The organism is Pseudomonas defluvii, from assembly GCF_001695625.1.
GTDB classification, from domain to species: Bacteria; Pseudomonadota; Gammaproteobacteria; order Pseudomonadales; family Pseudomonadaceae; genus Aquipseudomonas; species Aquipseudomonas defluvii.
Window position 1 is genome coordinate 49243 of record NZ_MBPN01000022.1, and the last position, 10398, is coordinate 59640.

Here is a 10398-nt window from a genome sequence, read left to right on the forward strand (position 1 = left end):
CTCGCCATGACTGAATTGAACATCCCATTGGCCGAGCAGGCCGACGCCTTTATCCAAACCCAATCAAGCACGCCGGCACAGCGCCTGACCAGTGAAGCGCAGGCCATTGAAACGGCCCGGCGCCTGGCCAGCGAGTTTGCCCGTGAGGCCGTTGCGCGTGATCGCGAGCGGCGTCTGCCGGTTGCCGAACTCGACGCATACTCCCAGAGCGGGCTATGGAGCATCGTGGTACCCAAGGCGTACGGTGGGCTGGGCGCCGGTTACCGAACGGTCGGTGAAGTCTTCAAGCAGATCTCGTCGGCGGACGGCTCACTGGGCCAACTGGCGCAGAACCACTTCGTTATCCTGGCCCACATCGCCTTTGACGCCAGTGAGCAGCAGAAGCGCTTTTTCTTCGACCTGGCACTGTCAGGCGCACGCTTTGGCAATGCCTTCTCCGAGCGTGGCAGCAAGCACGTAGCAGACTTCCAGACCCGTATCAGCGCTGAAGGCGACGATTTTGTGGTGAGCGGCCAGAAGTTCTTTTCCACGGGGGCGCTGTTGGCGCACTGGGTGCCGATTGTCGCGGTTACCGAGGAAGGCTTGCCACACCTGGCCGTGGTGCCACGCAATGCACCGGGGCTGAAGGTGGTGAACGACTGGTCCAGTTTCGGTCAGCGCACCACCGCCAGCGGTACGGTGCTGATCGATCAGGTAAGGGTACCTGCCGCGCAGGTGGTGCCGATCTGGAAGGCGTTCGACCGTCCGACCGCAGGCGGTGCCATTTCTCAGTTCATCCAGGCTGCCATCGATGCGGGCCTCGCCCGTGGCGCGTTCAACGATACCCTGGACTATGTGCGTCGGCATACCCGTCCATGGATCGACTCGGGGTTGGAGAAAGCCACGGATGATCCGTACATCATTCAGCAGGTGGGCGATTTGCAGATTCGCTTGCGTGCCGCTGATGCGGTATTGGACCTGGCGGCTGATGCGATTGACCATGCACTGCGCGAGCCGACAGAAGACAACGTGGCGCAGGCCTCGCTGCTCACCGCCGAAGCCAAGGTGCTGACCACCGAAGTGGCAATCCTGGCCAGCAACCGCCTGTTTGAATTGGCGGGTACCCGGTCGACCCTTGAGGAATACGGGCTTGACCGTCATTGGCGCAACGCCCGCGTGCATACGCTACACGACCCGGTGCGCTGGAAGTACCACATCGTTGGCAACTATGCGCTCAATGGCGTCAAGCCACCTCGCCACCCCTGGAGCTGATCGGCGTGTGCTGGCTAGGCACTGTGTGGTGTTGTAATGCGACCTAAGTGTCCTGTTTTTATCCAAACGCTTGCGCCATCAGTGCCCGCTGTGGCGACCAAATGGTCGCCTTTGGGCAGGCGCATCCACGACAGGGTTGAGAGCAGGTCGCCATCAACCTCCACCTCACCGGCCAGCACCAGCAATTCGGCGCCATCCGGGCATGCCATCTCGATGTGCGTGCCTGGCACCAATACCTCCAGACGTACCGTTTCGTGGCCGTCCTGGAACAATGGGATAACGCCTACACCCGGGCGTTGGGTATCCGGTATCAGCGTTGCGTGGTTCATGTCGATCACGCAGTGATGACGGTCTGCCGGATCGAACTGCCAGAGTTTGACGAAGATGATGCAACCATTGCTGGAGCGAGGTGTGTGCCGCGAGGTTGGAGGATTGCGCACATAAGTGCCGGCAGGGTAGTCGCCATGTTCATCCTGGAACACACCCTCCAGTACGATGAACTCCTCGCCGCCGTCGTGGGTGTGAGGGCTGAATTGACTGTCAGGCGCATAGCGCACGATGGAGGTGGCGCGTGCAACTTCGTTACCGATGCGGTCGAGCATTCGTCGCTGCACGCCCTGCATAGGGGAGTCTACCCAAGGCATGTGTGCTGCGTGCAGCACGATACGCTGGTCGAAGTCGGCGTTGATTTCCATGCAGGGGGTTCTCGTTTTGGCGGCGGTTCGGGTTACCTGTCACCCGTTAGTGTTGTGCCAACGCCGCGGCCGCGCAAGGCGTTAGTACTTGCCGCTGGGAAGCAGGCTCTTTAAATAAAAAACCCTTGCGTTCTGGCAAGGGCTTTTCCACGTCTGAGGGTGGTTATTCTTCGACAGTTTCGAGGGTGTTCTTGATGTGCTGAAACAGCGTGTCCTGGCACGTCCGGTATTGGCGTTCTAGTTCATCAAGCTCTTGCATTCTAGAAAGCCAAACCTCGTCGGATACAGTACTTAGTTGTTCCAGGGTGTTTTGCCAAGTAGCTTTGGCGCAGTCAGTGGCATTCAGCAAGGCTAGAAAGTGTGCGTCTACAGGCAGTGCTTGCGCAGAGTGTTTCCGTGACAACATTAAAAAACCCGGTAATCCATTGAATTAGTGTGGTTAATGTTAACCCTCTGTGAGCGAAAAATCGTGTGGTATACGACGAATGGATAGTGGGCTATCGGTTTGTGCTCGGTGTTGTCAGAGGTTTTCCATGGCCTGTCACAAGGCTTAAACATGGCGTCGGCAAAATGACGTCAAAATGCTCACGGGGCGATGTTAAAGTGATATTATTCTGCGCTGGCGATGTGCAGGTTTGAGCTGTGAGGGTGTGCGTATCGGCCCAGGAGCAGATTATTTAGAAGCGTATTCACGGATGGCATCGTAAAAAGGACCCTCGGGTTTGTAACTTTCACATACCGCATTCATAACCGCTCAACTTATTCAGGGTTCGCCGTGTGCCTGGCGATTTAACGTCATGAACGCTGCGATGTAGTACCAGTCGCCTGAAAATCATCGGATATAAAGTTTTTGCCAGAGCGTTTTACACGTCGTGGCCGCCAAGGATTATGTGCATGTTCAATCAGCTTAAATTCAGCCAGAAAATTTTGCTCGCCGCCGCTGTGGTAGTGGTGATGATTTTCTCCTTATCCAGCCTCTATAGTTACTCGTTACAGCGCGATGCGGTCAGCAAGAGCCTGGAGAACTACCTCAACGATATTGGCGGCGCCACCGCCAAGGGCATCCAGAGCTGGCTGGCAGGGCGTATTTTGCTGGTGGAAAACACTGCTCAGTCGATTGCGCGTAACCCGGCACCCGAGGAGGTCGTTAGCCTGCTGGAACAAAAAACGCTGCTGTCAAACTTTGTGTTCACCTACCTGGGGAGCACTGACGGCCGTTTTACCATGCGCCCGGACAGCAAGATGCCGGATGGCTATGACCCCCGCACGCGACCTTGGTACCTGGCCGCCAAGGCGGCTGGAGGCACCATCCTGACCGAGCCCTATGTTGATGCGGTCACCGGCGGGCTTGCCGTAGCCATCGCCACGCCTGCAGGCAGCGCGGGTGTGCTGAGCAGCGATCTGAACCTTAACGTGCTGAATGACACCATCAATTCGCTGAATTTCAATGGTTTGGGTTACGCATTCCTCATGAGCAGTGATGGCCGGATTCTGGTTCACCCAGACAAGAGCCTGGTCATGAAGAACCTGAAGGATGTGTACCCTCACAATACGCCACGTATCGGCGACAACTTCAGCGAGGCGAGCAACCAGAACGGTACGCGTATTCTCAGTTTCTCCCATATCGACGACCTGCCTTCCGCTGACTGGTACATCGTACTGTCTGTTGATAAAGCCAAGGCTTACTCGCTGCTCAGCGAATACCGCACGTCAGCGATCATCACCACGCTGGTCGCGGTCGCTGTGATCATGCTGTTGCTCGGCGTCCTGATCCATGTGCTTATGCGCCCGCTGAACGCCATGGGTGTTGCCATGCGTGACATTGCCAAGGGCGAAGGGGACCTGACCAAGCGCCTGACGGTACATACTCAGGACGAATTTGGTGAGCTGGCCACGGCCTTTAACCAGTTTGTCGAGCGCATTCATGCCTCTATCCGCGAAGTGTCGTCGTCGGCTTTCCATCTGAGCGATGTGGCGACCCAAGTGGTCACGGCTTCCAATTCGTCGATGCTCAACTCCGACGAACAAGCCAGCCGTACCAATAGCGTGGCTGCGGCCATCAATGAACTGGGTGCCGCCGCCCAAGAAATCGCACGCAATGCCGCAGAGGCTGCACACCAGGCCAGCGATGCGCGGGCGCGGGCGGAAGAAGGCCAGAGCATTGTGGACGCCACCATCAAGACGATGAACCAGCTGTCCGCCAGGATCAGTGACTCGTGTGGCAACATCGAGGCGCTGAACGGCAAGACGGTCGACATTGGTCAGATTCTTGAGGTCATCCAGAGTATTTCCGACCAGACCAACCTGCTGGCACTCAACGCCGCCATTGAGGCAGCGCGTGCCGGTGAAGCCGGGCGCGGCTTCGCTGTGGTCGCCGATGAAGTGCGCAACCTTGCCCACCGCACACGAAGCTCGGCGCAGGAAATCCAGCAGATGATCGAGGAGTTGCAGGTTGGTTCCAAGCAGTCGGTAGAAACGATGGTAGAAAGCCAACGCGACAGCGAAAGTAGCGTCTTGATCGCCAATCAGGCCGGCTCCAGCCTTGGGGTTGTCACCGAGCGTATTGGTGAAATCGACAATATGAACCAGTCCGTGGCCACGGCGACAGAAGAGCAGACATCGGTGATCGAGGCGCTCAACCTGGACATCAACGAGATCAATACCCTCAACCAGGACGGTGTCGAGAACCTGCAAGCGACCTTGCGCGCCTGCAACGATCTGGAGCGTGAAGCCAACCGCCTCAAGCATCTGGTCGGAACCTTCCGCATCTGATTTCGGCCAGCCGCTGCGCCATGTGAGCCAAGGCGCAGTGTTGGACGGGTAGGGGCTTGCCCTTATCCGTCCTGGTGCAGGCGTGCGCCGTGCCGCAAACTCATCCAGTCCTCACGACTCAAGCGGTACATGCGCACTGGTCGGCCATGAAACTCGCGTAACTCGAATGTCGTAAAGCCGGTTTTTTCAGCCACCCTCAACGAGGCGACGTGCTCCGGTTCGATGACTACAACGACAGACGCTATTTGTTTTCGAGCAAAAACGTCATCAACAACAGCGTTGCTCGCTTCGCAGGCAAGCCCTTGGTTCCAGTACCTTCTGGCCAGGCGATACCCTAGATTGGCCTCTTCTGCGCCATCAATCACTTCCGGCCCAACGCCACAAAATCCGACGAGGTCATTCGCGGCTTTTTCGACCAAGGCCCACGGACCTATGCCGAGCGAGGCGTAGCAGGCCTGGCACCATTCAATAAAACGCCGGGTAGCCTGCTCGTTACATACCCCGCGCACCGAATACCTCATCACCTCAGGGTCGCTCAGCATTGCTGCCAGCGCGGGTAGATCGTGCTGTGATAGATGTCGCCCCATCAACCTCGGCGTTTCAAATACATGCACTCATCTCTCCTTGTGCCTGCCCTTAAGTTGATCTGCGCGCGGGTGCGCGTCGTCCTTGCATGCTGAGTAATTGCATGGACTTGACCACCCATTTGCATTCGACTTGACCAGTGCACGTGATCTCCATGACTGGCTGGACTCGAGCCAAAGCATACGGTGGCGAAAGGCGAAAGTCGGCCGATTGTGTTGAAAAAGTCGGTCCTTCCAGACTGCCCTCGTACTTACAGCTGAAAATGCCTTTTTTGCGCGCAGCTACGCGAAATCCGAGCCTGGAATCCTCTGCTGAAAGTAAAGATTTCAATGTCAAGCGCGTACTTTTTTTGCCGTGGAAACGATGGCCGACTGTTTTCAACAGAATCGGCCGTTTTCAGTCGGTCGCGGCAGGCAGTAATTGTCCAATCCACTCTTCCCAGAGAGATCTCGCGGCCCTCGCCCCGAAACCTTCTCGGCCGCTTAAACCTTCCAAGCAATCCCCATCTGTTGCTGCTTTAGTAGAGTCCTCAAAAAACAAAATGATTCCACCTCGCCATTTCGTGACTGATTGGTTTTCACTGTGAGCGTTAAATTGGCACGTGTCGATATCAGGCACGGAGGTGGCGTGATCAGGCAACTGAATCGTCGGACTAGCCGGGTAAGGTGGCGCGTCTTTTCATAGAAATAACCACATCGCGATGATGGATTTGATAAGAACTGCAGCAATTGAAGGTTGCCATTTTTAGGAAGCGGCAGCAGGCAACAATGATGATCAATTGCCCTCATCAATTCGCTTAAATGTTGATCAGCAGAGAAAATAAACCAATGGTTAGCCCGAGCTCCAAGGATTCGAATGGCCAATTGGCGCAGGGCTTCAAGCCTCGTCACGTAACAATGCTCTCAATCGCCGGTATCATCGGCGCCGGTTTATTCGTTGGCTCAGGACATGCCATTGCCGCTGCTGGCCCGGCGGTCCTGCTGGCCTATCTTTTCTCTGGCCTGCTCGTCGTCCTGGTCATGCGCATGCTCGGTGAAATGGCGGTGGCGAACCCGGACACAGGTTCGTTTTCCACCTATGCCGACCAGGCAATAGGTCGCTGGGCCGGCTTCACCATCGGTTGGCTGTACTGGTGGTTCTGGGTGCTGGTGATCCCTATCGAAGCACTGGCTGCCGGCCATGTTCTGAACCAGTGGTTCCCCCAGATCGATGCCTGGCTGTTCGCCCTGGTGTCGATCATTGCGTTGGTCATCACCAATCTGTTCAGTGTCTCCAAGTACGGCGAATTCGAATTCTGGTTCGCCATGGCCAAGGTGGTGGCGATCATCGGTTTCATCGGCGTGGGTTTTGCCGTGTTGATGGGCTGGGTTCCCGATCGGGAAGTCAGCGGATTAAGCGGCCTGATGGCCGAGCATGGCGGATTTGCCCCCAACGGACTGTCGGCGGTAGTCGGTGCTTTCATCACCATCATGTTCAGCTTCATTGGTACTGAAGCGGTCACCATCGCCGCCGCCGAATCCGACAATCCGTCGCAGAATATTGCCAAGGCCACCCGTTCGGTGATCTGGCGCATCGGCGTGTTCTACCTGTTGTCGATTTTCGTGGTCATCTCCGTGGTGCCTTGGAACGATCCGCTGCTGGCCCAGGTAGGCTCCTACCAGCGGGCACTGGAAATCATGAACATTCCTCACGCCAAGTTCATGGTGGACGTGGTGGTGCTGATCGCGGTGGCCAGTTGCATGAACTCCTCGATCTACATTGCCTCGCGCATGCTGTATTCGCTGGGCCGCCGTGGCGATGCACCAAAGGCGCTGAAGGCGACTTCCTCCGAAGGCGTGCCGCGAGCAGCCGTCATCGCTAGCACCGTGCTGGGCGCAGGGATCACAGTATGGAGCTACTTCATGCCCGCCGGGCTGTTTGAGTTCCTGCTGGCCAGTTCCGGCGCGATTGCCTTGGTGGTGTACCTGGCCATTGCGGTTTCGCAACTGCGCATGCGCCGGATGTTGCGTCGGCAGAACATCGAGCTGACCTTTCGCATGTGGCTATTTCCGTGGCTCACCTGGTTGGTGATCGTGTTCATCTGCGCGGCACTGGCTGTGATGATGGCCACCCCTGAACACCGTACCGAAGTGAGCACGACTATTGGACTGGCGCTGGCGATTTCCTTTATCGGTCTTGTGACATCGCGTGAGCCTGCGCAGGCTGCAAGAGCGACATCGGTGGGATAACACAAAGGCATTTGCGTCGAATTTAATACTTGCGGGCGCAAAGACCAGGAGCAGCACAAGCTCCCGCGTCTCAGGCTGTAATCGCTTTTTGTGAGGACATGACCCCCGATGTCATCGAACTCTATCGTTTCCGACCGTGCAACTACCCAATCAGTTGGTTTTCTGCTGCTGGATAAATTCACATTGATGTCCTTGGCGTCCGCCGTAGAGCCCCTGCGCATGGCCAATCAGTTGTCGGGGCGAGAGCTGTATCGCTGGCATACGTTCAGCCCCGGTGGAGAGCCCGTCTGGGCCAGTGACGGCATGCCGATTACGCCGGATGGTTCGTGGAACAATCCGTTGGTGGCGGACACAGTAATCGTGTGCGGTGGTATTGGAATCCAGAGTGCAATTACTCGCGAGCACGTCACCTGGCTGCGAGCTTTGGCGCGTAAATCCAAGCGATTGGGAGCGGTGTGCACCGGTAGCTGGTTGCTCGCCGAAGCAGGGCTGCTCGACGGGTACGAGTGTAGTGTGCATTGGGAATGTTTGGCGGCCATGCAGGAAGCTTTTCCGCGAGTCAGCATCAGCGCGAGCCTCTTTACCCTCGACCGGAACCGATTCACAAGCTCCGGCGGAACAGCGCCAATGGACATGATGTTGCACCTGATCGGCCGCGATCATGGCCGTGAACTGTCAGCTGCCATTTCGGATATGTTTGTCTACGAGCGCATCCGCAATGAACAAGACCATCAGCGCATTCCACTTAGGCATGTACTAGGGACTCATCAACCCAAGCTGCAGGAGATCGTCGCGTTGATGGAAGCTTATCTTGAGGAGCCGCTCGACTTGGATAAGCTCGCAGAATACGTTGATCTGTCTCGTCGACAGCTAGAACGGCTATTTCAGAAATATCTGAACTGTACGCCGTCACGCTACTACTTGAGATTACGCCTTATTCGAGCGCGACAACTGCTTAAGCAAACGTCATTGTCGATCATAGCGTTGGCATATCTATGCGGTTTCGTGTCCACACCGCATTTCTCCAAATGCTATCGCGAGTACTTTGGTGTTCCACCAAGCGACGAACGTTCAGGCTCTGAAATGAGTCGCATACCGGCAACGCTTGCGACTACGCGACAGTCATCGACCAGACCGCTGACAGCGCTCGATCAAGCACGAAACGAATCGAGTTTTGCCAGTGTTCGGACGATTGATCGTTCGAATTTTGGCGAATTGTGCTGATCGGCCATCCCTGCCGCCCCCGTAGTACCTGGGTTTACTCAATAAGATCACGCAGGAGATTTGACGTGCACATTGGTGTTCCTCTCGAAACCCAGACGGGTGAAACACGGGTTGCTGCAACCCCGGAAACCATCAAGAAACTGATCGGCCAGGGTCATAAGGTCACTGTGCAAAGCGGCGCCGGCATTAATGCCAGTGTTGTCGACAGTGCTTATGAAGCGGCAGGCGCAACCATTGGCAGCGCCAGCGATGCGTTTGGTGCAGAGCTGATTCTTAAAGTGGTCGCGCCCAGCGACAGCGAGCTGGCGCTGATCAAGCGAGGCACCGCTGTGGTGGGCATGCTCAACCCGTTTAGCAATGAAACCATCGCCAAGATGGCTGAGTGCGGCATCACCGCGTTCGCGCTGGAGGCTGCACCACGTACCTCCCGTGCTCAAAGCCTGGATGTGCTGTCCTCGCAAGCCAACATTGCCGGCTATAAAGCCGTGCTGCTGGCCGCGCACTACTACCCGCGCTTCATGCCGATGCTGATGACCGCTGCGGGCACCGTAAAAGCGGCACGCGTGCTGATTCTTGGTGCCGGCGTTGCCGGTTTGCAGGCGATTGCGACGGCCAAACGCCTGGGTGCAGTGATCGAAGCGTCCGATGTGCGTCCTGCGGTAAAAGAGCAGATCGAATCCCTCGGCGCCAAGTTCGTCGACGTGCCCTACGAGACCGACGAAGAGCGTGAATGCGCCGTCGGTGTCGGCGGCTACGCGCGGCCCATGCCGGCCAGCTGGATGCAGCGCCAGGCCGTGGCCGTGCACGAACGCGCCAAGCAGGCAGATATCGTCATTACCACCGCGCTGATTCCGGGCCGCAAGGCGCCGACGCTGTTGAGCGCGGATACCGTGGCGCAGATGAAGCCAGGCTCGGTGGTCATTGACCTCGCGGCAGCCCAGGGTGGCAACTGCCCGCTGACCGTGGCCGATCAGGTGGTTGTCGCAAACGGCGTGACCATTGTCGGTCCGACCAACCTGGCCGGCGCGGTCGCGGCGGACGCTTCGGCGCTGTACGCCCGCAACCTGCTGGACTTCCTGAAACTGGTGCTCACTAAGGAAGGCCAGTTCGACATCAACCTTGAAGACGATATTGTCGCCGCGTGCCTGATGTGCCGCGATGGCCAGATCGTGCGCAAGAACGGCTGAGGATAAAAACAATGGAAGACATGCTGATCTCTCACGGTATCTACAACCTGATCATCTTCGTGCTGGCCATCTACGTCGGCTACCACGTGGTCTGGAACGTGACACCTGCACTGCACACCCCGCTGATGGCCGTTACCAATGCCATCTCGGCTATCGTCATTGTCGGTGCCATGCTGGCCGCTGCACTTACCGTGACCCCGCTGGGCAAAACCATGGGCACCCTGGCCGTGGTGCTGGCGGCGGTCAACGTGTTTGGTGGCTTCCTGGTCACCCGGCGCATGCTGGAAATGTTCAAGAAGAAAGCGGCTCCAGCAAAGGCTCCGGCAGCCAAGGCCGAGGTGCAACAAGCATGAGCATGAACCTGGTAACACTTCTCTATCTTGTCGCCTCGGTATGTTTCATCCAGGCCCTCAAAGGCCTGTCGCACCCGACCACGTCGCGCCGCGGTAATCTGTT

The 10398-nt window shown here is 57.2% G+C and carries 9 protein-coding genes and 1 pseudogene; 8 read left to right on the plus strand and 2 right to left on the minus strand.

Annotated elements, in window-relative coordinates; genetic code table 11:
- The first annotated feature begins 6 nt into the window (after nucleotides 1-6).
- The gene (locus EKA13_RS08700) at nucleotides 7-1251 is read left to right on the plus strand and encodes an SfnB family sulfur acquisition oxidoreductase (protein WP_065758991.1); all 1245 of its coding nucleotides are present in this window, start codon (nucleotides 7-9) and stop codon (nucleotides 1249-1251) included.
- Between the two features lie 14 nt (nucleotides 1252-1265).
- On the opposite strand, the gene EKA13_RS08705 is transcribed toward EKA13_RS08700, so the two are convergent.
- Nucleotides 1266-1946, minus strand: a complete 681-nt coding sequence (locus EKA13_RS08705) for a cupin domain-containing protein (RefSeq protein ID WP_065758992.1) — start codon at nucleotides 1944-1946, stop codon at nucleotides 1266-1268.
- A gap of 954 nt (nucleotides 1947-2900) precedes the next feature.
- Here EKA13_RS08705 and EKA13_RS28790 point away from each other — a divergent pair.
- Together EKA13_RS28790 and EKA13_RS28795 are read left to right on the plus strand one after the other, a co-directional pair.
- A pseudogene (locus EKA13_RS28790) lies at nucleotides 2901-3863 on the plus strand (HAMP domain-containing protein); the annotation flags it as partial.
- A gap of 90 nt (nucleotides 3864-3953) precedes the next feature.
- Nucleotides 3954-4718 (plus strand): methyl-accepting chemotaxis protein, encoded by a 765-nt coding sequence (locus EKA13_RS28795; RefSeq protein WP_425415167.1) that lies wholly within the window; start codon nucleotides 3954-3956, stop codon nucleotides 4716-4718.
- 62 nt (nucleotides 4719-4780) lie between these two features.
- Here EKA13_RS28795 and EKA13_RS08715 read toward each other — a convergent pair whose 3' ends face one another.
- Complete coding sequence (locus tag EKA13_RS08715) at nucleotides 4781-5332, minus strand: GNAT family N-acetyltransferase (protein WP_065758994.1); 552 nt, start codon at nucleotides 5330-5332, stop codon at nucleotides 4781-4783.
- 798 nt (nucleotides 5333-6130) lie between these two features.
- Here EKA13_RS08715 and gabP point away from each other — a divergent pair.
- From gabP to EKA13_RS27825, 5 genes are all read left to right on the plus strand, one after another.
- Nucleotides 6131-7531 (plus strand): GABA permease, encoded by a 1401-nt coding sequence (gene gabP / locus EKA13_RS08720; RefSeq protein ID WP_065759001.1) that lies wholly within the window; start codon nucleotides 6131-6133, stop codon nucleotides 7529-7531.
- Between the two features lie 108 nt (nucleotides 7532-7639).
- Nucleotides 7640-8755, plus strand: a complete 1116-nt coding sequence (gbdR, locus tag EKA13_RS08725) for a choline metabolism transcriptional regulator GbdR (RefSeq protein WP_065758995.1) — start codon at nucleotides 7640-7642, stop codon at nucleotides 8753-8755.
- 65 nt (nucleotides 8756-8820) lie between these two features.
- On the plus strand, nucleotides 8821-9942 hold the full coding sequence (locus tag EKA13_RS08730) for a Re/Si-specific NAD(P)(+) transhydrogenase subunit alpha (protein WP_065758996.1): 1122 nt from the start codon (nucleotides 8821-8823) through the stop codon (nucleotides 9940-9942).
- Between the two features lie 11 nt (nucleotides 9943-9953).
- Nucleotides 9954-10295 carry an NAD(P) transhydrogenase subunit alpha part 2 gene (locus EKA13_RS08735; RefSeq protein WP_065758997.1) on the plus strand — a complete coding sequence of 114 codons (342 nt, stop codon included), beginning with the start codon at nucleotides 9954-9956 and terminating at the stop codon, nucleotides 10293-10295.
- The coding region (locus EKA13_RS27825) for an NAD(P)(+) transhydrogenase (Re/Si-specific) subunit beta (RefSeq protein WP_176717411.1) at nucleotides 10292-10398 on the plus strand (107 nt) is incomplete at its 3' end. The genes EKA13_RS08735 and EKA13_RS27825, both read left to right, overlap by 4 nt.

Coding starts and splice junctions, on each gene's coding strand:
- EKA13_RS08700 (WP_065758991.1), top strand. CDS start 7: ATGACTGAATTGAACATCCCATTGGCCGAGCAGGCCGACGCCTTTATC.
- EKA13_RS08705 (WP_065758992.1), bottom strand. CDS start 1,946: ATGGAAATCAACGCCGACTTCGACCAGCGTATCGTGCTGCACGCAGCA.
- EKA13_RS28795 (WP_425415167.1), top strand. CDS start 3,954: ATGCTCAACTCCGACGAACAAGCCAGCCGTACCAATAGCGTGGCTGCG.
- gabP (WP_065759001.1), top strand. CDS start 6,131: ATGGTTAGCCCGAGCTCCAAGGATTCGAATGGCCAATTGGCGCAGGGC.
- gbdR (WP_065758995.1), top strand. CDS start 7,640: ATGTCATCGAACTCTATCGTTTCCGACCGTGCAACTACCCAATCAGTT.
- EKA13_RS08735 (WP_065758997.1), top strand. CDS start 9,954: ATGGAAGACATGCTGATCTCTCACGGTATCTACAACCTGATCATCTTC.